Origin of the sequence: Buttiauxella sp. BIGb0471 (assembly GCF_024807715.1) — a bacterium.
In the GTDB taxonomy this organism is placed as follows: Bacteria; Pseudomonadota; Gammaproteobacteria; order Enterobacterales; family Enterobacteriaceae; genus Buttiauxella; species Buttiauxella agrestis.
The window spans coordinates 250,757-271,732 of the sequence record NZ_JANUEU010000001.1; the positions used below are offsets into that span (position 1 = coordinate 250,757).

The window sequence follows — 20,976 nt, forward strand, 5'->3', positions numbered from 1 at the left end:
GGACTTAAATTTCACCGCACCACATCCCCAAGCGCCTCTTCCAGATCATACCAACGGAAGCCAAACCCGGACTCTTCGAGCCGTTTAGGCAGTGCTCGTTGCCCGCCTAACACCAACACCGAAGATTCACCCATCATCAGTCTGACCGCCGTAGCAGGTGCGCGCATAAACGCCGGCCGTTTCAGCACATGGCCCAGCGCGTGAGAGAATTGTTCGTTGCGAACCGGGTAGGGCGAAACCATATTGAACGGCCCGCGCAAATCGTTATCCAGCAGCCACAAAATGCCATTCACCATATCATCGATATGAATCCACGCCAGATACTGTCGTCCGTCGCCCATCGGGCCGCCGAGACCCAGGCGGAATATCGGTAATAGTTTACCCAAAATCCCGCCTTTGGGTGCTAACACCACGCCAGTGCGCAGCAAGCAGACACGAGTATGCTCGCTCTGTGCGCCGCAGGCGATTTGCTCCCAGCGGGCGCAAAGCTTATGGGTAAATTCATTGTGCGGTGGTTCATCTTCGTTGACGACCACTTCGCCGAGGTCGCCGTAATATCCAGCGGCAGACCCGGAGATAAATACCGCAGGCGGCGTCTGGCTTGCTTTAAACATCTCGACCAGGCGTTCGGTGATTTGCCAGCGGCTTTGGCAAAGGCGCTGTTTTTGTGATTCCGTCCAACGCTTGTCGGCAATCGGTTCACCTGCGAGATTGATTACCGCGCCAAAACCATCAAGATTGTTATGCTCACTCAATCCTTTCCACAGCGTGACTTTGGGATCAAATAACACCCTGGCTTTGTCGGGGGTGCGAGTCACAACGGTCACTTCGTGCCCCAATTCCAACAAACGCGGTATCAGATGGCTGCCAATCAAGCCGGTTCCGCCGGTAATCAGTATCTGCATGCTCGTCTCCAGCTGTTTTTGACTACCTCCGCCAGCTCATGGTCATAGAGACCGAATCGGCGTAACGCAGTGCGTGAAGTTTATCGATTTCTACTTCAGCATAAGATACCCACGGATGATCGCATGCGATGTCGAGCACATCCTGAGTTAATTTTTCCAGCAACGAGAAGCGATGATTCTCAATCAACTGGATGATTTGTTTAGTGATGGTGCGGTAATTCAGCGCATCGTTGATGTCTTCACTGGCGCGGGCTTTGTCTGCCGGGTAGTGAATCGCGACGTTAACGACGATATCCTGACGGTTGGCAATTTCTTCTTCTTTGATGCCGATGAAAGTGCGCAGGCGTAAGTTTTTGATTCGAATAATTGCGTCTGGCGACATTGCAGGTTTCCTTCAAGTATCTATTTCTGGTTATTTCCTGTTGCAGACTATACCCAAAAGAGATGAGGAAAAACATTGCGCCCATAGCGGGCGCACAGATGTTAGCTTTTCTGAGCCTGCTCATAGGCCCGTTCGGTTGCCGGGCGCGAACGAATACGTTCAAACCAGTTTTGCACCGCCGGGAAATTCGCCAGATTAATGCGCTGGCGCTCATGAGAAACCGTCCACGGGTAAGTGGCGATATCGGCAATACTGTATTCATTACCGCCCAGCCATGGGGTTTTCTCGAGCTGTTTGTTGAGGACACCATACAGACGCTGAGTTTCCACCTGGTAACGTTCAATGGCGTAAGGAACAGGCTGGGGTGCAAAATGATTAAAGTGATGATTTTGGCCGAGCATTGGGCCAAACCCTCCTACTTGCCAGAATAACCATTGCAGCGTGTGGGTGCGTTCACGCAGATCTTTGCTTAATAGCTCGTTGGTCTTTTCTGCCAGATAAAGCAGGATTTCGCCTGATTCAAAGATACTCAGTGGGCCGCCGCCGTCTGCCGGATGGTGGTCGATTATCGCCGGGATTTTATTGTTCGGTGAAATCGCCAAAAAGGCGGGCTGAAACTGATCTCCTTTGCCAATATCTATACGGTGAAGGGTGTAATCCAGCCCCGTTTCTTCCAGAAAAAGCGTGATTTTGTGGCCGTTTGGTGTCGGTGCATAGTAAAGGTCAATCATGTTATGCCCATCCTGATGTCAGCATTTTTCGTAAACCTATGGAGTATAGACTTTTTGAAAAACTTGCCGGGTGGATGAGTTTTGTTCAAGTGACAGAATTCATCTTCCGCTATATGTTCAATAACCTGGAAAGCTAAATTATGGGGATGTTATGAGCCAGCCGACAATCACACTTTGGTCCGATGCTAACTTTTTTAGTCCGTATGTCATGTCCGTTTATGTTGCACTGAAAGAGAAAGGTCTGAGCTTTACTCTGCAAACGGTTGATTTAAATAGCGGGCAAAATCTGCAACCAGGCTGGAAAGGTTATGACCTTACGCGACGCGTTCCGGTGCTAGCGGTCGATGACTTTTTGCTGACTGAATCCTCCGCTATTGCTGAGTATCTTGAAGACCGTTTCGCGCCTCCTACCTGGGAGCGTATTTATCCCCATGATCTCGAAAAACGCGCTCGGGCCAGACAAATTCAGGCGTGGTTACGCAGCGACTTAATGCCTATTCGTGAAGAGCGTTCCACCGACGTGGTTTTTGCCGGCGTGAAGAAAACCCATCTGACCGAGAAAGGGCAGGCGGCGGCGCAAAAACTCATCGCGGCGGTAGAAAATTTACTCCCCGTCGGCCAGCAAAATCTTTTTGGCGAATGGTCGATTGCTGATACCGATTTGGCACTGATGCTAAATCGCTTGATTCTCAATGGCGATGAGGTCCCGGAGCGTTTGCAGGAATATGCCGCGTTCCAGTGGCAGCGAGCATCCGTACAGCGTTTTCTGGCACTTTCCGCAAAGCATTCTGGCTGATTAGCCCCATAATTCGTTATGATAATTTTGCTTATCACTAACAGGAATGTGGTTTTATGAAGCTGATGTTTGCCTCAGATATTCATGGTTCGCTGCCTGCAACCGAGCAGGTGCTGGCTCATTTTGAACGCAGCGGTGCTAAATGGCTGATATTACTGGGCGATATGTTAAATCACGGGCCAAGAAATGCTTTGCCGGTGGGTTACAATCCTGGTGCCGTTGCGGAGCGCTTTAACAGCATTGCCGATAAAATTATTGCAGTGCGCGGCAACTGTGACAGCGAAGTGGATCAGATGCTGCTACATTTTCCGATTACAGCCCCATGGCAACAAATATTGATGGCCGAGCAGCGTTTATTTATCACCCACGGCCATTTATACAACCCGGATAAACTGCCGCCGCTGGCAGAAAATGATGTGTTGGTTTTTGGTCACACTCATCTGCCATTGGCTGAAAAGCAAGACTCGATTTATCTGTTCAATCCTGGCTCCGTGAGTATCCCAAAAGGTGGGTTTGAAGCGAGTTACGGGATGCTAAACGATGGTGTTCTGAGCGTTCACGCACTGAATAACGATGGGGTTATTGCACAGGTAGAGATTACCCCGTAACTTACCGCTTGTTGAACATAACGCGCCATAAGAGCGCCCTGAATAAGGTTTCCCCAATGGCGGAACAGAGTCATTTTGTTGGCATGGAATGGGTAGACATTGTCAGTGAAGACAATGAAGTCATCGCGCAGGCAAGTCGTGAGCAAATGCGTGCGCAGCGCTTGCGCCATCGCGCGACTTATATCGTCGTGCACGACGGTATGGGTAAAATCTTGGTGCAACGTCGCACTGAGACAAAAGATTTTTTACCGGGCATGCTCGACGCAACTGCGGGTGGCGTGGTTCAGGCTGATGAACAGTTACTGGACTCAGCTCGTCGCGAGGCAGAAGAAGAGTTGGGCATTGCCGGTGTGCCGTTCGCAGAGCATGGGCAGTTCTACTTTGAGGATGCCAACTGCCGCGTTTGGGGAAGCTTGTTTAGCTGCGTATCACACGGCCCGTTTGCGTTGCAGGAAGATGAAGTCAGCGAAGTGTGCTGGATGTCCCCTGAAGAAATTACCGCACGTTGTGATGACTTCACGCCTGACTCTCTGAAAGCCCTGGCATTGTGGATGACACGCAACGCTAAAAATGAATCCCAACATGCCGCTGCTGCGGAGTAATTGATTCGATTTTTCTCGGAACATCGCCAATAAAAAAGGCCGCTAATGCAAATTAGCGGCCTTTTTGCTTCTCAGCAGAACTTAGTCTTGTTGAGAAGACTGAATCGCAGTCAGAGCGATGGTGTAAACGATATCGTCTACCAGTGCGCCACGAGACAGGTCGTTAACGGGTTTACGCATACCTTGCAGCATTGGCCCGATGGAGATCAGGTCTGCTGAGCGCTGTACCGCTTTATAGGTGGTGTTACCGGTGTTCAGGTCTGGGAAGATGAACACGGTAGCGCGACCCGCAACCGGTGAGTTTGGCGCTTTGGATTTAGCAACGTCAGCCATAACCGCGGCGTCGTACTGCAACGGACCGTCGATGACCAGGTCAGGACGTTTTTCTTGAGCAATACGCGTAGCTTCACGTACTTTCTCAACGTCGCTACCCGCACCAGAAGTACCGGTGGAGTAAGACAGCATTGCAACGCGTGGGTCGATACCGAATGCAGCAGCGGAATCCGCAGACTGAATAGCGATTTCTGCCAGTTGCTCAGCAGTTGGATCCGGGTTGATCGCGCAGTCACCGTAAACATAAACCTGTTCTGGCAGCAGCATGAAGAACACAGAAGAAACCAGAGAGCTACCTGGTGCAGTTTTGATCAGCTGTAACGGAGGACGAATGGTGTTCGCAGTGGTGTGAACCGCACCGGAAACCAGGCCGTCAACTTCGTCTTGCTCAAGCATCAAAGTACCCAGCACCACGTTGTCTTCCAGTTGCTCACGCGCAACGGCTTCGGTCATGCCTTTGCTCTTACGCAGCTCAACCAGACGTGCAACGTAGCTCTCGCGAACCACTTCTGGATCAACGATTTCGATGCCAGCACTCAGTTCAACGCCTTGCGCAGCAGCAACGCGGGTGATTTCATCCGGGTTACCCAACAGCACGCAAGTTGCGATACCACGTTCAGCGCAGATAGATGCCGCTTTCACGGTACGTGGCTCTTCGCCTTCTGGCAGCACAACACGTTTGCCGGCTTTACGAGCAAGCTCGGTCAGCTGGTAGCGGAATGCTGGCGGAGACAGACGACGGCTGCGCTCGGAAGTTGCAGTCAGAGATTCAATCCAGTTTGCATCAATGTGGCTAGCCACATATTCCTGCACTTTCTCGATACGCTGATGGTCGTCAGTTGGGACTTCCAGGTTGAAGCTTTGCAGGCTCAGGGAGGTCTGCCAGGTGTTGGTATCAACCATGAACAGCGGCAGGCCGGTGGCGAATGCACGCTCACACAGTTTGCTCACGCGTGGGTCCATTTCGTAACCACCGGTCAGCAGAACGGCACCGATATCCACGCCATTCATTGCTGCCAGGCACGCTGCAACCAGCACATCTGGACGGTCTGCGGAAGTCACCAGCAAAGAACCTGGACGGAAGTGTTCCAGCATGTGCGGAATGCTACGTGCACAGAAGGTCACAGACTTCACGCGACGGGTTTTGATGTCGCCTTCGTTGATGATGGTTGCGTTCAGGTGACGCGCCATATCAATCGCGCGAGTGGCAATCAGATCAAAGCTCCATGGCACACAGCCCAGAACTGGCAGCGGGCTGTCAGCGAACAGTGCTTTAGGATCGATGTTCGCGATGCTCGCTTTAGTGGAGTCATCGAAAATTTCAGACAGATCAGGACGGGTACGACCCTGCTCATCAACTGGGGCATTCAGTTTGTTAATGATAACGCCAGTGATGTTGGTATTTTTGCTACCACCGAAACTGCTACGAGCCAGTTCAATACGTTCTTTCATCTGCTCTGGGGAGTTGTTACCCAGGGACATCACGAAGACGATTTCAGCGTTCAGCGTTTTAGCGATTTCATAGTTCAAAGACTGAGCAAACTGGTGCTTACGAGTCGGAACCAAACCTTCTACCAGAACCACTTCAGCGTCTTTGCTGCTGGCGTGGAAGTTGGCGATGATCTCTTCCATCAGCACGTCTTGTTGGTTGCTCGACAGCAGCGACTCAACGTGGTTCATGTGCAGTGGCTCAGCAGTAGGGATGCTGGAGTTAGCACGAACGATGCTGGTGGTTTGATCTGGAGTATCGTCACCCGTGCGTGGTTGAGCGATAGGTTTGAAAACGCTTAGGCGAACGCCTTTTTGTTCCATAGCACGGATAACACCCAGGCTGACGCTAGTCAGGCCGACGCTAGTTCCGGTAGGGATCAACATAATTGTACGGGACACGGTATAACCTCTTTGTTGCACAAGCGGGGCTTGTGAGACTCAGAAAACAACACCGCCAGCGAAGGCTGGCGGTAAGGAGAATCAAGCGGTCAGGCGAGATGCATCCTGAGCGATAACCAGTTCTTCGTTGGTCGGAATGACCACCGCAGCACGGGTACCCTCTTTGTTGATGAAGCCTGATTTGCCAAAGCGTGCAGCCAGGTTGCGTTCGTGGTCAACTTCGAAGCCCAGAACACCCAGTTTGCCCAGAGACAGTTCACGTACCATTGCTGCGTTTTCACCGATACCACCAGTGAACACAACTGCATCCAGACGACCGTCCATCAGCGCAGTATAAGAGCCGATGTATTTAGCCAGACGGTGACAGAACACGTCCATAGCACGTTTAGCATCTTCTTTAGTGGTGTAGTTGTCTTCAACATAACGGCAGTCGCTGGTGACTTCAGTCAGACCCAACAGACCAGATTCTTTGGTCAGCATTTTGTTGATGTCATCAACGCTCATGCCCAAAGAGTCATGCAGGTGGAAGATAATCGCAGGATCGATGTCACCAGAACGGGTGCCCATTACCAGGCCTTCCAGTGGAGTCAGACCCATAGAGGTGTCTACACACTTGCCGTTACGAATAGCAGAAACGGAACCGCCGTTGCCCAGGTGGCAAGTGATAATATTCACTTCTTCCACTGGCTTGTTCAGCATTTTCGCGGCTTCTTGAGTCACATAGTAGTGGCTGGTGCCGTGTGCGCCGTAGCGACGAACGCCGTGCTCTCTGTACAGTTTGTACGGCAGAGCATAGAGATAAGATTCTTCTGGCATGGTCTGATGGAACGCGGTGTCAAACACAGCAACGTTTTTATCAGCCAGTTTAGGGAAAGATTTCAATGCTTCAGCAATACCGATCAGGTGTGCCGGGTTATGCAGAGGTGCAAAAGAAGCAGTATCTTTGATACCCTGAATCACGGTCTCGTCGATAACGACGGAGCTGGTGTACTTCTCGCCGCCGTGAACAACACGGTGGCCGATAGCAGTCAGCTGCTCGGACAATTCAGGTTTTTGTGCCAAAATGGTATTAACCATAAAGTTCAGAGCTTCGCTGTGAGCGGCGCCTGCACCCAAAGCCGCTTCTTGTTTACCGCCATCCATTTTCCACTTGATACGTGCTTCAGGAAGATGGAAACATTCGGCTAAACCAGAGAGGTACTCGTCACCGTTTACAGCATCAATAATTGCGAATTTCAGTGAAGAGCTACCGCAGTTCAGAACCAGTACTAGCTTACTCGACATGGAAGTACCTACTTTTATACGTGGCTAAAAAAACGTCATTTAGTCTCTCAGCGTAGCGCATGATGAGACAGACATTTATGATTAACGTCATGCCGAAAGCGTTTTTTTGGCATGACGAAGAAATACTCTAGAGTTTACGCCATATTGCGTGATATTTCGGCATTGGCGAACTGAGCAAAAAATTGACAACCTGCGGTTTCCCTTCTACGGCCATCAAGGCCGGCACAGGATACCTGATTGCGATGGTTAAAGACAAAAGATTTTGAACCATGTAATTTAGAGTTGTTAAATTGCACAAAAATTTTATTTTTTATATGTGAAGTTGAGGTAACGTCATGTCGACACCCCAAAACAGCCACGCAAGCTGGTTCAGTATGTTCAGTCGCGGGCAGCATTATTCTAAGACCTGGCCTGTCGATAAACGCCTCGCGCCGATCTTCGTTGAAAACCGCGTTATCCGCGCCACGCGCTTCGCCATCCGCTTTATGCCTCCGCTCGCTGTCTTTACGCTGACCTGGCAAATTGCCCTTGGTGGCCAACTTGGCCCCGCCGTCGCTACCGCGTTGTTCGCCTGTAGCCTGCCGATGCAAGGTCTGTGGTGGTTAGGAAAACGTTCCGTCACCCCACTGCCGCCATCCATCCTTAATTGGTTTTACGAAGTGCGTGGCAAACTACAGGAAGCCGGACAGGCGTTATCGCCGATTGAAGGCAAGCCTGATTACCAGGCGCTGGCCGAAGTTCTTAAACGTGCGTTCAAGCAGTTGGATAAAACTTTTCTTGATGATTTGTAAAATCCCTGCCGTTTCGCATATATAGAAAGGATTATTTTTCGTAGGGCAATCTACCCTGCGCAACAGGAGCTAAGAAATGGAAATGACTAACGCCCAGCGACTGATTTTATCTAATCAGTACAAAATGATGACCATGCTCGATGCGGACAACGCCGAGCGTTATCGTCGGCTGCAAACGATCATTGAGCGTGGCTATGGCCTACAAATGCGTGAGCTGGACAGGGAGTTTGGCGAGCTGACGGAAGAAACCTGCCGCACGGTTATCGACATCATGGAGATGTACCACGCGCTGCACGTTTCCTGGACCAACCTGAAAGACAACCAGCAAATCGACGAACGCCGCGTCACCTTCCTCGGTTTTGATGCGGCCACAGAAGCACGTTTCCTGGGTTACGTTCGTTTCATGGTGAATATTGAAGGCCGTTACGCGCATTTTGATGCGGGTACGCACGGCTTTAACGCGCAGACCCCAATGTGGGAAAAATACCAACGGATGTTGAAAGTGTGGCAATCCTGCCCACGTCAGTATCATTTGAGTGCGAACGAGATCGCGCAAATTATTAATGCCTGAGGGGAGACTTGTCGTGAAGTGCAAAGGTTTCTTGTTTGATTTGGATGGGACTCTGGTTGATTCCCTGCCAGCAGTCGAGCGTGCATGGATTAACTGGGCAAAGCGTTTCGATATTTCGCCGCAAGAAGTATTGGGCTTCATTCATGGCAAACAGGCGATTACTTCGCTGCGTCACTTTATGGCGGGTGCCTCTGAAGAAGAGATCCAGCAAGAATTCTTGCGTCTGGAAAAAATTGAATCCGAAGACACCGACGGTATTGTCGCTTTGCCTGGCGCTGTTGAACTGTTGACTCACCTGAACGAAGCAGGCATTCCATGGGCAATTGTGACGTCGGGCTCGTTACCGGTCGCCTCTGCTCGCCGTGCTGCGGGTGGGCTACCGGCACCAGAAGTGTTGGTGACGGCTGAACGTGTAGCGCGTGGAAAACCAGAGCCAGATGCTTACCTGCTCGGTGCGCAATTACTTGAGCTTGAGCCTGAAGAGTGCGTGGTGGTGGAAGATGCCCCAGCGGGTGTGCTTTCTGGTCTTGCGGCGGGTTGCCACGTCATTGCGGTCAACGCCCCGGCAGATACGCCACGCCTTGCGCATGTTGATTATGCATTGCACTCGTTAACTGAGTTGCTGGTGCAGAAGTTGCCAGACGGTACAGTTGAAGTGCTTAGAAAACACTAAACACATGATTTAGCCCCGCGATAGCGGGGCTTTTTTATGGCAAGATTTTTACCCCCTGAGACAACCACAAAGGAATTGTTTTGAACTCAGAATTGATTTGGGTCTTATCGCTATTAGCGATTGCGGTAGTGTTATTCGCCACCGGCAAAGTGCGTATGGATGCGGTTGCTTTGCTTGTCATCATTGCATTTGTCCTCAGCGGTACACTGACTCTTAGCGAAGCCTTTTCTGGTTTTAGCGACCCCAATGTTATTTTGATTGCAGCGCTTTTTATCATTGGCGATGGACTCGTTCGAACCGGCGTTGCCTCAAAAATGGGCTCCTGGTTGGTGGATGTCGCAGGCAGCAGTGAAACAAAAATGTTGGTTTTGCTGATGTTAACGGTGGCGGGCCTCGGCGCGTTCATGAGTTCAACGGGCGTGGTAGCAATATTTATTCCCGTGGTTCTCAGTGTGTCCATGCGCATGAAAACGTCACCATCACGCCTGATGATGCCGCTGAGTTTTGCCGGGTTGATTAGCGGCATGATGACGCTTGTCGCCACGCCACCAAACCTGGTGGTAAACAGTGAACTGCTACGCGAAGGTTTACAGGGTTTCCACTTCTTTAGCGTGACGCCAATTGGCCTGGTCATTTTGCTGCTGGGTATCGGCTATATGCTGATCGCGCGGTTTGCATTAAACGGGCAGAAAAAAGATGACGGCAGACAAGACTGGAGACGCCGAACTTTCCGCGACCTGATCAAAGATTATCGGCTTACGGGGCGTGCGCGTCGTCTGGCGATTCGCCCTGGTTCGCCAATGGTGGGTCGCCGTCTTGATGATTTAAAACTGCGTGAGCGTTATGGTGCCAATGTAATTGGCCTTGAGCGTTGGCGTAAATTCAGACGGGTTATCGTCAATGTTACGGGCGTCACTGAATTTCGCGCGCGCGACGTGCTGTTGATTGATATGTCTGCTTCTGAAGTCGATCTGCGCGAGTTTTGTAGCGAACAGATGCTTGAGCCGATGGTGCTGCGCGGTGAATATTTTTCAGACCAGGCGCTGGATGTGGGGATGGCGGAAGTCTCGCTGATCCCTGAGTCTGAGTTAATCGGGCAAACGCTGCGCGAAATCGGCTTCCGTACGCGCTACGGCCTGAATGTCGTCGGGTTACGCCGTAATGGCGAAGCGATGGAAGGCTTGCTGGTGGATGAAGCCTTACAGCTTGGCGATATCTTGCTGGTGGTTGGCGACTGGAAACTGATCAGCCAATTGCAACTCAAAGGCCGCGATTTCCTGGTGCTTAACTTACCTGTGGAAGAGGGTGAAGCCTCGCCTGCGCATAGTCAGGCTCCGCACGCTATTTTCTGCCTGGCGTTGATGGTGGCGCTGATGCTGACCGATGAAATCCCCAATACTATTGCCGCTATTATTGCCTGTTTGCTGATGGGTAAATTCCGCTGTATCGATATGGAAAGTGCTTATAAAGCGGTGCATTGGCCAAGCATCATCTTGATTGTCGGCATGATGCCGTTTGCGCTTGCGCTGCAAAAAACGGGTGGGGTGAACTTGATTGTGGATGGTTTGATGCGTCTTGGGGGCGGCTACGGCCCGCACATGATGCTGATCTGCCTGTTCGTGATGTGCGCCGCAATTGGGCTATTCATCTCCAATACCGCCACCGCCGTGTTAATGGCGCCTATCGCGCTGGCGGCGGCAAAATCAATGGGGGTTTCGCCTTATCCCTTTGCGATGATTGTCGCACTTGCCGCCTCTGCTGCGTTTATGACTCCGGTATCTTCACCGGTTAATACGCTCGTTCTGGGGCCGGGAAATTATAAGTTCAGCGATTTTGTGAAGATGGGTGTGCCATTTACGGTGATTGTGATGGTAGTAAGCGTGGTGATGGTGCCGATGCTGTTCCCATTCTAATACCCCTCATACTTGAAGCCGCATCTTTGTTGGCTGCGTTCACAAACCCCAGTCACTTACTTTTGTAAGCTCCTGGGTTTTGCTCTCTTGCCGCCTTGATGCAACTCCAATTATTTTGGGTATAGACTAAAGCGGTGAATCCTGGCTAATCTCATCGAGTGACAGCTGGAAGCTCGGTACAAACACCTTCATGAAATAGTCCATTTCTTCGCTGTGGCGGTCCGCCAGGGTTTTTTCGAGTCGGCTTTTCGCCAGCAAAAACTCGTTATTCCCGGCAGACAGTTCTTCAAGACATTTCAGGTAGGCGCATAGCGCATCAGCTTGTTTCACAATCGCTCTTTCTTCATCGCTACTGCGATGCTCATCGATAAGCGGCGCCCAGATATCACGTAACTCTTCCGGCACCATATCAATGAGTTTCTGCTGTGCAATTTTCTCGATGGCTTTGTATTCGTGGGCAATCTGTGAGTTGAAATATTTTACGGGAGTGGGCAAATCTCCGGTTAAAACTTCGCTGGCGTCGTGATACATCGCCAACAGCGCAACATGTTCGGCGTTAATTTTCCCGTTAAATTTACGGTTTTTAATCACTGCCAGGGCATGAGCGACCATCGCGACTTGTAAGCTATGCTCCGAAACATTTTCGGTACGCACATTACGCATCAGCGGCCAACGATTGATTAATTTCAGACGTGAAAGATGGGCGAAGAAATGGCTCTGGCTCATAGGTACACTCGGTGTCTACTACAAAGAAAACCATTGTGCAGGGGGGTAGGGGAAGATGCAAACATCTCCCCCTCAAGGTTTACTGGTGGTAGTGCCCCAGGAAACGGCCAAATTTATTGATTGCCATTTCCAGTTCGTCAACGCGCGGTAAAGTCACAATACGCACGTGATCCGGCCACGGCCAGTTAAATGCAGTTCCCTGAACCAACAGCACTTTTTCTTGCAGCAAGAAATCCAGCACCATTTTTTGGTCATCATGGATGTTAAAACGTTTCGCATCGATTTTCGGGAACATATACAGCGCACCGCGTGGCTTCACACACGAGACACCCGGGATATCGTTAATCAATTCCCATGCGCGATTGCGTTGCTCATACAGACGCCCGCCAGGCGCGATAAATTCACTGATACTCTGATAGCCGCCAAGTGCCGTCTGGATCGCATGTTGAGCCGGAACGTTGGCGCACAGACGCATCGACGCCAGCATTTCCAGACCTTCAATATAACCTTTAGCGTGTTTTTTCGGTCCGTTCAGTACCATCCAGCCCTGACGGAAGCCCGCGACGCGGTAAGTTTTGGACAAACCATTAAAGGTGACAGTCAGCAAATCAGGTGCGAGAGCAGCAATCGAATGGTGTTGGGCTTCGTCGTAAAGAATCTTGTCGTAAATTTCATCAGCAAAAATAATTAAATTATGCTGACGAGCGATCTCCACGATTTCCAGTAGCAGTTCTTTAGAGTAGACCGCGCCGGTTGGGTTGTTCGGGTTAATAATCACAATCCCGCGTGTACGAGGTGTGATTTTAGCTCGAATATCATCAAGATCCGGGAACCAATCGGAAGACTCATCACATAAATAATGAACAGCTTTACCGCTGGAAAGTGAAACTGCAGCCGTCCATAAAGGATAATCCGGAGCAGGAACCAGCATCTCATCGCCGCTATTGAGCAAGGCTTGCATGGATTGCACAATCAGCTCAGATACACCGTTCCCGATATAGATGTCTTCAACCGTCACATCCCGCATGTCACGTGCCTGATAGTGCTGCATGATTGCTTTGCGTGCGGAGTAAAGTCCTTTTGAGTCGCAGTAACCTTGCGCTGTAGGCAGGTTACGAATCACATCGACAAGAATTTCATCCGGTGCATCAAAACCAAATGGCGCAGGGTTGCCGATATTCAGTTTGAGGACTTTATTCCCTTCTTCTTCAAGGCGTTTTGCCTCTTTGAGCACGGGGCCACGGATGTCATAACAGACGTTATCAAGTTTGCTGGATTTTTCGATAGGGGACATGAACCTGACCTTAAATGTTAGCGTCACTTCCTGCCGTGGAAGCGACCAGGCATCAATGTACTCCTGCCACGCGCAGATTTGAAGGTGGGCGAAGCGCTGAACTGTAATTAATCTTCTGAATTTTTGAGATAGTGATAAAGCCAGGTGAATGATGTTTTTGTAGTGTTATGTGTCGTAATATGTGCATTTATCAATTAAAAATATAATAAAATGAGGTGTTTTCAAGTCTATTAACTACCTATGTGTGTGAGGTTTCAGCAGGTAATGCTGTGTCAATTGCGAATTTAATTGAGTAATAGTTAAGGAAAATTGAATATTCATGCTTAAGGTTAAAATGAATACATTAGAGTGAGTTAATAATATGTATAAAAAAATAACAACCGATATTATTAATATAAATAGTTAATAGAGTTGAATTTCTTCTCATTTACCTTGAAAGAAAATGTCCAATTTTGGTAATAATCGGTAGAAGAAAGAATTAAAAAAGAGAATGAGATCAGATAATTCGCAACAAAAGTTATGAGATGGGACGATTTGCGGTAAGATATCCTACAGTTAATGGTGGGTGTTTCTTGTTGAATATTACGCAACTCTATGTTTTGTTGTGGGTTAGTGTGCGGTCATCACACCCGGCTAATTACCCTTGTTGTGTGGTAACATTAAGAAGATTTTCATCAGTCATACACTCGTTGATGTTGTGCATCGAATAAATAAAACTCATTATTGAAGTGGATTTACAATAATTACTCAGTTTTAATTTACGCGACTAGTACGTTAAGACGAATGTTTGTATGTTGTTTACGCCAGTATAATAACTCCCGGAATACGCGCTGCACATTATTGGTGCGTGTCACCCAGGGTTAGTGAAAATAAAAAAGTCAGAGCGACTGTCAGGATGATGGTGCAGCCCTACGGGGACGTTCTGTAAAAGGGAATTGCTTTATCTTTTTGATAAATCACAGCAATAAAACTAAGGCAGACTCGTAAGAGCAACCTACTAGTGAAAAAATTATGATTAACGCAAATCGTCCGATATTAAATCTCGACCTCGATCTGCTAAGGACTTTTGTTGCCGTAGCGGATCTCAATACCTTTGCTGCGGCGGCAGTTGCGGTGTGCCGTACTCAATCGGCAGTAAGCCAGCAGATGCAGCGTCTTGAACAGTTAGTAGGGAAAGAGCTTTTTGCACGTCATGGCCGTAATAAGCTGCTGACAGAGCATGGAATCCAGCTTCTGGGCTATGCGCGAAAAATTCTGCGTTTCAATGATGAAGCTTGTACCTCGCTGATGTTTAGTAATTTGCAGGGCGTGCTGACCATCGGCGCCTCTGATGAAACAGCGGATACTATTCTTCCATTCCTGCTTAATCGGATAAGTTCCGTTTATCCAAAGCTTGCGTTGGACGTGCGGGTTAAACGTAATCCGTTCATGATTGAAATGCTCAACCAGCAGGAAGTTGACTTAGTTGTTACGACAGCGAAGCCCGCGCATTTTGAATCCATTGTTTTACGCACTTCACCGACATTATGGTATTGCGCGGCAGATTATGTCTTCCAGAAAGGTGAAACCGTGCCTCTAGTGATGCTCGACGATCCGAGTCCTTACCGGGATATGATGCTGGAGCATTTGAATGCAGAGCGCATTCCGTGGCGTATTGCTTACGTTGCTTCAACGCTTTCAGCGGTACGTGCGGCCGTTAAAGCAGGTCTGGGTGTTACTGCTCGCCCTGTTGAAATGATGAGTCCTGAGCTGCGCGTACTCGGTAGTGCTGATGGCTTACCCGTGATGCCAGAGACCCAATATCTGTTGTGCCGCAATATGCAAACGACCAATGATTTGGCACAGGCTATTTTTAGTGCGCTGGAATCCAACCCAAACCCCTATCGGTATTTGGCTTCATCAGATGAAGATGATGGCACCGTGTTAATGGAACGCGATTTCGAGTAACGCATGGCAGGTTGTTGGTAACAAAATATGAAATTCGAAAACAGGTCACTGAGTTTGTTTTTAAGCTCAGTGGCTTGTTTTTTAATCAACGCAAGATAAGTTTATTGCTATTTTGTAAAAACATGTTTTAAAACAAACCACTCCGCACCTCCCTCACTGACTGCCTTCATCCACCGTCTTCTGAATCAACTCGTGTTTAAATGTTAAAAAATAGGCCGCAATGTTGTTGGTTTTTGATATGGATTAACAAAAGCGTGTCTCAGATCAAGAAAATACTCCCTATAGGGGGGATGAATAGTTGAGATTTCCTGCCAAAATAGAACAGTAGTTATTTTTTTCCACGATTACGGACACGATTCACCATCAATAATACCGAGTTAATCACTCGGGGTTACTAACGTTTAAGGCACTAAATGTTAATGAAGGTGGTGTCATGTAAATTAATGTGTGGATACTTTTGTTAAAGTTGACAAAAGGTTATAGAAAGGAGTAAAAAACCCCATCAATTTGCTGGTAAAGTTTTGATTCCAGCAGTTATTGTAAGGTTTATTGTTCCTCCCCATGAATCGATGTGGTGTTCATCTGCCAGCAAGAGCAGAGACTTTGGCGCCACTTTTGATGAGTAAGCAATGAGTATGTCAACATCCACTGAAGTTATCGCTCACCATTGGGCGTTCGCAGTTTTTCTTATTGTTGCCATTGGCCTGTGTTGCGTAATGCTTCTCGGGGCCTGGTTCCTTGGCGGGAGAGCTAAGGGTCGGCACAAAAACACTCCCTTCGAGTCAGGTATCGACTCAGTTGGTACAGCGCGCTTACGTCTATCCGCCAAGTTTTACCTGGTCGCCATGTTCTTCGTCATCTTCGACGTGGAAGCCTTGTATCTCTATGCGTGGTCAGTGTCCATCCGTGAAAGTGGATGGGTAGGCTTCGTCGAGGCCGCAATTTTCATTTTAGTGTTACTGGCAGGCCTGGTGTATCTGGTGCGTATTGGCGCGCTTGACTGGACACCTGCGCGTTCGCGCCGTGCCCAAATCAACCCGGAAACCGACAGTATCACTAACCGTCAGCAGTAACAGCGAGGCAATAAGATGGACTATACGCTCACCCGCATAGACCCCGACGGTGAGAACGACCGTTACCCCCTGCAAAAACAGGAGATCGTAACCGATCCTCTTGACCAAGAAATCAACCGTAGCGTGTACATGGGCAAGCTCGAACATGCCATGCACGATATGGTGAACTGGGGTCGTAAAAACTCAATTTGGCCTTATAACTTTGGCCTTTCTTGCTGCTACGTTGAGATGGTGACCTCGTTTACCGCCGTGCATGACGTGGCACGTTTTGGTGCCGAAGTATTGCGTGCTTCTCCGCGTCAGGCTGACCTGATGGTGATTGCAGGAACCTGCTTTACCAAAATGGCTCCCGTCATCCAGCGTCTTTATGACCAAATGCTCGAACCAAAATGGGTCATCTCAATGGGTGCCTGCGCCAACTCCGGCGGCATGTACGACATCTATTCTGTGGTGCAGGGTGTGGATAAATTCCTGCCGGTTGATGTTTACATCCCTGGCTGCCCACCGCGTCCGGAAGCTTACATGCAGGCTCTGATGCTGCTGCAAGAATCTATTGGTAAAGAACGTCGTCCGCTCTCGTGGGTAGTTGGCGATCAAGGTGTGTATCGCGCCAATATGCAATCCGAGCGCGAACGTAAACGTGGTGAGCGTATTGCTGTCACCAACTTGCGGACGCCAGACGAGATTTAATTTGCGCCTGTGGTCGGCGTGAGTTTACTTCGCATATCAATAATATTAGCGCGAAGCCGCTGACCAACAGTCACCACAGTACCATTTGCAATGGTGAGAATTATGACCGATTTAACTGCGCATGATGCCAACCAGCAAGCCTGGCAAACCCGTGACCATCTTGATGATCCGGTTATTGGCGAACTGCGTAACCGTTTTGGGCCGGATGCCTTCACTGTTCAGCCAACCCGCACTGGTGTTCCGGTGGCCTGGGTTAAGCGTGAACAATTACTGGAAGTTGTCGATTTCCTGAAAAGACTGCCAAAACCTTACGTCATGCTGTTCGACTTGCATGGTATGGATGAGCGTCTTCGTACTCACCGCGACGGTTTACCGGCTGCGGATTTTTCCGTTTTCTACCACCTGATTTCTATCGATCGCAATCGCGACATCATGCTCAAGGTGGCGCTGTCTGAAAACGACCTGAACGTGCCAACGATAACCAAACTGTTCCCTAACGCTAACTGGTATGAGCGTGAAACATGGGAAATGTTTGGCATTACCTTTAATGGACACCCGCACCTGACGCGCATCATGATGCCGCCAACGTGGGAAGGCCATCCGCTGCGTAAAGACTACCCGGCGCGTGCCACCGAGTTCGATCCGTTTGAATTGACCAAACAGAAAGAAGACCTCGAGATGGAAGCGTTGACCTTCAAGCCTGAAGATTGGGGCATGAAGCGCAGCAGTGAACATGAAGACTTCATGTTCCTGAACCTCGGTCCTAACCACCCATCTGCTCACGGTGCATTCCGTATTGTCCTGCAACTCGACGGTGAAGAAATTGTCGATTGCGTTCCGGATATCGGCTATCACCACCGTGGCGCTGAGAAAATGGGTGAGCGCCAGTCCTGGCACAGCTACATTCCCTACACCGACCGTATCGAGTACCTCGGCGGCTGCGTAAACGAAATGCCCTACGTGCTGGCGGTTGAAAAACTGGCGGGTATCAAGGTTCCTGAACGCGTAGACGTTATCCGCGTCATGCTGTCCGAACTGTTCCGTATCAACAGCCACTTGCTGTACATCTCTACGTTTATTCAGGACGTGGGCGCGATGACGCCAGTGTTCTTCGCCTTTACCGACCGTCAGAAAATCTATGACCTGGTCGAAGCGATTACCGGTTTCCGTATGCACCCGGCCTGGTTCCGTATCGGCGGTGTGGCACATGACTTGCCAAACGGTTGGGAGCGCTTGCTTAAAGAGTTCCTCGACTGGATGCCGAAACGACTGGATTCCTACGAGAAAGCTGCGCTGCGCAACACCATCCTTAAAGGCCGTTCTCAGGGCGTTGCTGCTTATGGCAAGAAAGAAGCGCTGGAGTGGGGCACTACCGGTGCTGGCCTGCGTGCTACCGGTGTCGATTTCGATATCCGTAAAGCTCGCCCTTACTCTGGTTATGAAAACTTCGACTTCGAAATCCCGGTCGGCGGTGGCATCAGTGACTGCTACACCCGCGTGATGTTGAAAGTTGAAGAACTTCGCCAGAGCTTGCGCATTCTTGATCAGTGCCTGAAAAACATGCCTGCTGGCCCGTTCAAAGCTGACCATCCGCTGACAACGCCGCCGCCGAAAGAGCGCACGCTGCAACATATCGAGACCCTGATCACTCACTTCCTGCAGGTTTCGTGGGGCCCGGTTATGCCGGCTAACGAATCCTTCCAGATGATTGAGGCGACGAAAGGGATTAACAGTTACTACCTGACCAGCGACGGCAGCACCATGAGCTACCGTACCCGCATCCGCACCCCGAGCTTTGCGCACTTGCAGCAAATCCCGTCGGCGATTCGTGGCAGCCTGGTTTCTGACCTGATTGTCTATCTGGGTAGTATCGATTTTGTAATGTCTGATGTGGATCGCTAACTATGCACGATAAACAACAACCCCAGGCTGAAGCTTTTGAACTGAGTGCGGCCGAGCGTGATGCGATTGAGCACGAAAAACATCATTATGAAGATGCTCGCGCAGCGTCTATCGAAGCGCTGAAAATTGTACAGAAACAGCGTGGCTGGGTGCCCGACGGCGCTATTTATGCCATCGCTGACGTGCTGGGCATTCCTGCCAGTGACGTAGAAGGTGTTGCGACATTCTATAGCCAGATTTTCCGCCAGCCGGTGGGCCGCCACGTTATCCGCTATTGCGATAGCGTGGTTTGCCATATTACGGGCTATCAGGGTATTCAGTCGGCTATCGAAGCAAAACTAAACATCAAACCGGGTCAAACCACGTTTGATGGTCGCTTTACCCTGCTGCCAACTTGCTGTCTGGGCAACTGCGACAAAGGGCCGACCATGATGATTGATGAGGACACTCACAGCCATCTGACGCCGGAAGCGATCCCTGATTTGCTGGAGCAGTACAAATGAAAACCGTTATTCGTACTGCCGAAACCCATCCGCTGACATGGCGGTTGCGCGATGACAAACAGCCAGTCTGGCTGGATGAATATCGCAGCAAAAACGGCTACGAAGGTGCTCGTCTTGCGTTGACTGGCCTTGCACCAGATGAAGTCGTTAACCGTGTTAAAGACGCTGGCCTGAAAGGGCGCGGCGGCGCAGGCTTCTCCACGGGTTTAAAGTGGAGCCTGATGCCAAAAGACGAGTCCATGAACATCCGTTACCTGCTGTGTAACGCCGATGAAATGGAACCCGGTACTTATAAAGACCGCTTGCTGATGGAGCAACTGCCGCACCTTTTGGTTGAAGGCATGTTGATTTCTGCTTTCGCTCTCAAAGCGTATCGCGGATACATCTTCCTGCGTGGCGAATACATTGAAGCGGCGGTGCATCTGCGCCGTGCGATTGCAGAAGCCACCGAAGCGGGCCTGCTTGGCAAAAATATTCTCGGTTCTGGTTTTGATTTTGAGCTGATCGTACACACCGGTGCCGGGCGTTATATCTGTGGTGAAGAAACCGCATTGATTAACTCCCTGGAAGGGCGTCGTGCAAACCCACGTTCAAAACCACCATTCCCTGCGTCAAGCGGCGTGTGGGGTAAACCGACCTGCGTCAACAACGTTGAAACGCTGTGTAACGTCCCGGCGATTCTGGCGGATGGCGTTGAGTGGTACCAGGGCATTTCTACCAGCAAAGACGCTGGTACTAAGCTGATGGGCTTCTCGGGTCGTGTGAAAAACCCTGGCGTTTGGGAATTACCGTTCGGCACCACGGCACGTGAAATCCTCGAGGATTACGCGGGCGGTATGCGCGATGGACTGAAATTCAAAGCCTGGCAGCCGGGTGGGGCAGGGACTGACTTCCTGACCGAATCACACCTCGATTTACCGATGGAATTCGAAAGCATCGGCAAAGCAGGCAGCCGTTTGGGTACTGCACTGGCGATGGCCGTAGACCATGAAATTGGTATGGTTCCGCTGGTTCGTAACCTGGAAGAGTTCTTTGCCCGCGAATCTTGCGGCTGGTGTACACCGTGCCGTGATGGTTTGCCGTGGAGCGTAAAAATTCTGCGTGCGCTGGAGCGTGGCGAAGGCCAGCCAGGGGATATCGAAACACTTGAGCAACTGTGTCGATTCCTTGGTCCAGGTAAAACCTTCTGTGCGCATGCGCCAGGTGCGGTTGAGCCATTGCAGAGCGCGATTAAATATTTCCGCGAAGAATTCGAAGCAGGCATTGCCAAACAAGATTTCGGTAACACCCGTGCCATTAGTGGCATTCAGCCGAACTTGTTAAAAGCACGCTGGTGATATCTGCGCCGATAAAGGTGCAGGT

At 50.1% G+C, this 20,976-nt stretch carries 20 protein-coding genes; 13 read left to right on the plus strand and 7 right to left on the minus strand.

The window, feature by feature from the left end; all coding sequences use genetic code 11:
- Positions 1–11: 11 nt before the first annotated feature.
- The 3 genes from M2371_RS01185 to yfcG form a co-directional block, all read right to left on the minus strand.
- Entirely contained in the window at positions 12–905 is an 894-nt protein-coding gene (locus M2371_RS01185) for a TIGR01777 family oxidoreductase (protein ID WP_259266680.1), read from the minus strand.
- A gap of 22 nt (positions 906–927) precedes the next feature.
- Positions 928–1,287, minus strand: a complete 360-nt coding sequence (folX, locus tag M2371_RS01190) for a dihydroneopterin triphosphate 2'-epimerase (RefSeq protein ID WP_259266681.1) — start codon at positions 1,285–1,287, stop codon at positions 928–930.
- Positions 1,288–1,388: 101 nt separating this feature from the next.
- A complete protein-coding gene (gene yfcG / locus M2371_RS01195; protein ID WP_172893566.1) occupies positions 1,389–2,018 on the minus strand; it encodes a GSH-dependent disulfide bond oxidoreductase in 630 nt (209 codons plus the stop codon).
- A 151-nt stretch (positions 2,019–2,169) separates the two neighbouring features.
- On the opposite strand from yfcG, the gene yfcF reads away from it, so the two are divergent.
- Genes yfcF through yfcD form a run of 3 tightly spaced genes read left to right on the plus strand, consistent with a single transcriptional unit; the run spans position 2,170 to position 4,024 of the window.
- Positions 2,170–2,814, plus strand: coding sequence for a glutathione transferase (yfcF, locus tag M2371_RS01200; RefSeq protein WP_259266682.1), 645 nt, complete (start codon positions 2,170–2,172; stop codon positions 2,812–2,814).
- A gap of 56 nt (positions 2,815–2,870) precedes the next feature.
- Complete coding sequence (yfcE, locus tag M2371_RS01205; protein ID WP_259266683.1) at positions 2,871–3,422, plus strand: phosphodiesterase; 552 nt, start codon at positions 2,871–2,873, stop codon at positions 3,420–3,422.
- 56 nt (positions 3,423–3,478) lie between these two features.
- Positions 3,479–4,024 carry an NUDIX hydrolase YfcD gene (yfcD, locus tag M2371_RS01210; protein WP_034497261.1) on the plus strand — a complete coding sequence of 182 codons (546 nt, stop codon included), beginning with the start codon at positions 3,479–3,481 and terminating at the stop codon, positions 4,022–4,024.
- A gap of 81 nt (positions 4,025–4,105) precedes the next feature.
- Here yfcD and pta read toward each other — a convergent pair whose 3' ends face one another.
- Both pta and ackA read right to left on the minus strand, forming a co-directional pair.
- Complete coding sequence (gene pta, locus M2371_RS01215) at positions 4,106–6,247, minus strand: phosphate acetyltransferase (protein WP_034497259.1); 2,142 nt, start codon at positions 6,245–6,247, stop codon at positions 4,106–4,108.
- A gap of 81 nt (positions 6,248–6,328) precedes the next feature.
- A complete protein-coding gene (gene ackA / locus M2371_RS01220) occupies positions 6,329–7,531 on the minus strand; it encodes an acetate kinase (protein WP_034497257.1) in 1,203 nt (400 codons plus the stop codon).
- Positions 7,532–7,866: 335 nt separating this feature from the next.
- Here ackA and yfbV point away from each other — a divergent pair, with 335 nt between their 5' ends.
- From yfbV to M2371_RS01240, 4 genes are all read left to right on the plus strand, one after another.
- A complete protein-coding gene (yfbV, locus tag M2371_RS01225; RefSeq protein ID WP_034497254.1) occupies positions 7,867–8,322 on the plus strand; it encodes a terminus macrodomain insulation protein YfbV in 456 nt (151 codons plus the stop codon).
- 76 nt (positions 8,323–8,398) lie between these two features.
- Complete coding sequence (locus M2371_RS01230; RefSeq protein WP_034497251.1) at positions 8,399–8,893, plus strand: YfbU family protein; 495 nt, start codon at positions 8,399–8,401, stop codon at positions 8,891–8,893.
- Positions 8,886–9,566: a sugar phosphatase gene (locus M2371_RS01235; RefSeq protein WP_115627728.1), complete on the plus strand. Its 681-nt coding sequence runs from the start codon at positions 8,886–8,888 to the stop codon at positions 9,564–9,566. The genes M2371_RS01230 and M2371_RS01235 overlap by 8 nt, the downstream gene beginning before the upstream one ends.
- Before the next feature lie 80 nt (positions 9,567–9,646).
- Positions 9,647–11,479 (plus strand): SLC13 family permease, encoded by a 1,833-nt coding sequence (locus tag M2371_RS01240; protein WP_172893569.1) that lies wholly within the window; start codon positions 9,647–9,649, stop codon positions 11,477–11,479.
- 126 nt (positions 11,480–11,605) lie between these two features.
- On the opposite strand, the gene yfbR is transcribed toward M2371_RS01240, so the two are convergent.
- Together yfbR and alaA are read right to left on the minus strand one after the other, a co-directional pair.
- The gene (gene yfbR, locus M2371_RS01245; protein ID WP_034497235.1) at positions 11,606–12,205 is read right to left on the minus strand and encodes a 5'-deoxynucleotidase; all 600 of its coding nucleotides are present in this window, start codon (positions 12,203–12,205) and stop codon (positions 11,606–11,608) included.
- A 79-nt stretch (positions 12,206–12,284) separates the two neighbouring features.
- Positions 12,285–13,499, minus strand: a complete 1,215-nt coding sequence (alaA, locus tag M2371_RS01250; RefSeq protein WP_034497233.1) for an alanine transaminase AlaA — start codon at positions 13,497–13,499, stop codon at positions 12,285–12,287.
- A 1,011-nt stretch (positions 13,500–14,510) separates the two neighbouring features.
- Between alaA and lrhA the strand changes: the two genes are divergently transcribed.
- The 6 genes from lrhA to nuoF all read left to right on the plus strand — a co-directional run bounded on the left by lrhA (position 14,511) and on the right by nuoF (position 20,951).
- Positions 14,511–15,446: a transcriptional regulator LrhA gene (gene lrhA, locus M2371_RS01255; RefSeq protein ID WP_034497231.1), complete on the plus strand. Its 936-nt coding sequence runs from the start codon at positions 14,511–14,513 to the stop codon at positions 15,444–15,446.
- Positions 15,447–16,075: 629 nt separating this feature from the next.
- Entirely contained in the window at positions 16,076–16,519 is a 444-nt protein-coding gene (nuoA, locus tag M2371_RS01260) for an NADH-quinone oxidoreductase subunit NuoA (protein ID WP_034497229.1), read from the plus strand.
- 15 nt (positions 16,520–16,534) lie between these two features.
- On the plus strand, positions 16,535–17,209 hold the full coding sequence (gene nuoB / locus M2371_RS01265) for an NADH-quinone oxidoreductase subunit NuoB (RefSeq protein ID WP_034458804.1): 675 nt from the start codon (positions 16,535–16,537) through the stop codon (positions 17,207–17,209).
- A 90-nt stretch (positions 17,210–17,299) separates the two neighbouring features.
- Positions 17,300–19,111, plus strand: a complete 1,812-nt coding sequence (nuoC, locus tag M2371_RS01270) for an NADH-quinone oxidoreductase subunit C/D (protein ID WP_115627733.1) — start codon at positions 17,300–17,302, stop codon at positions 19,109–19,111.
- Between the two features lie 2 nt (positions 19,112–19,113).
- On the plus strand, positions 19,114–19,614 hold the full coding sequence (gene nuoE, locus M2371_RS01275) for an NADH-quinone oxidoreductase subunit NuoE (RefSeq protein ID WP_172893572.1): 501 nt from the start codon (positions 19,114–19,116) through the stop codon (positions 19,612–19,614).
- Positions 19,611–20,951 carry an NADH-quinone oxidoreductase subunit NuoF gene (nuoF, locus tag M2371_RS01280; protein WP_034497222.1) on the plus strand — a complete coding sequence of 447 codons (1,341 nt, stop codon included), beginning with the start codon at positions 19,611–19,613 and terminating at the stop codon, positions 20,949–20,951. The genes nuoE and nuoF overlap by 4 nt, the downstream gene beginning before the upstream one ends.
- Positions 20,952–20,976 lie beyond the last annotated feature (25 nt).

What these genes read in the sequence shown, in the direction of transcription:
- M2371_RS01185 (WP_259266680.1), bottom strand. Translation starts at nt 905, where the DNA reads ATGCAGATACTGATTACCGGCGGAACCGGCTTGATTGGCAGCCATCTG.
- folX (WP_259266681.1), bottom strand. Translation starts at nt 1,287, where the DNA reads ATGTCGCCAGACGCAATTATTCGAATCAAAAACTTACGCCTGCGCACT.
- yfcG (WP_172893566.1), bottom strand. Translation starts at nt 2,018, where the DNA reads ATGATTGACCTTTACTATGCACCGACACCAAACGGCCACAAAATCACG.
- yfcF (WP_259266682.1), top strand. Translation starts at nt 2,170, where the DNA reads ATGAGCCAGCCGACAATCACACTTTGGTCCGATGCTAACTTTTTTAGT.
- yfcE (WP_259266683.1), top strand. Translation starts at nt 2,871, where the DNA reads ATGAAGCTGATGTTTGCCTCAGATATTCATGGTTCGCTGCCTGCAACC.
- yfcD (WP_034497261.1), top strand. Translation starts at nt 3,479, where the DNA reads ATGGCGGAACAGAGTCATTTTGTTGGCATGGAATGGGTAGACATTGTC.
- ackA (WP_034497257.1), bottom strand. Translation starts at nt 7,531, where the DNA reads ATGTCGAGTAAGCTAGTACTGGTTCTGAACTGCGGTAGCTCTTCACTG.
- yfbV (WP_034497254.1), top strand. Translation starts at nt 7,867, where the DNA reads ATGTCGACACCCCAAAACAGCCACGCAAGCTGGTTCAGTATGTTCAGT.
- M2371_RS01230 (WP_034497251.1), top strand. Translation starts at nt 8,399, where the DNA reads ATGGAAATGACTAACGCCCAGCGACTGATTTTATCTAATCAGTACAAA.
- M2371_RS01235 (WP_115627728.1), top strand. Translation starts at nt 8,886, where the DNA reads ATGCCTGAGGGGAGACTTGTCGTGAAGTGCAAAGGTTTCTTGTTTGAT.
- yfbR (WP_034497235.1), bottom strand. Translation starts at nt 12,205, where the DNA reads ATGAGCCAGAGCCATTTCTTCGCCCATCTTTCACGTCTGAAATTAATC.
- alaA (WP_034497233.1), bottom strand. Translation starts at nt 13,499, where the DNA reads ATGTCCCCTATCGAAAAATCCAGCAAACTTGATAACGTCTGTTATGAC.
- lrhA (WP_034497231.1), top strand. Translation starts at nt 14,511, where the DNA reads ATGATTAACGCAAATCGTCCGATATTAAATCTCGACCTCGATCTGCTA.
- nuoA (WP_034497229.1), top strand. Translation starts at nt 16,076, where the DNA reads ATGAGTATGTCAACATCCACTGAAGTTATCGCTCACCATTGGGCGTTC.
- nuoB (WP_034458804.1), top strand. Translation starts at nt 16,535, where the DNA reads ATGGACTATACGCTCACCCGCATAGACCCCGACGGTGAGAACGACCGT.
- nuoC (WP_115627733.1), top strand. Translation starts at nt 17,300, where the DNA reads ATGGTGAGAATTATGACCGATTTAACTGCGCATGATGCCAACCAGCAA.
- nuoE (WP_172893572.1), top strand. Translation starts at nt 19,114, where the DNA reads ATGCACGATAAACAACAACCCCAGGCTGAAGCTTTTGAACTGAGTGCG.
- nuoF (WP_034497222.1), top strand. Translation starts at nt 19,611, where the DNA reads ATGAAAACCGTTATTCGTACTGCCGAAACCCATCCGCTGACATGGCGG.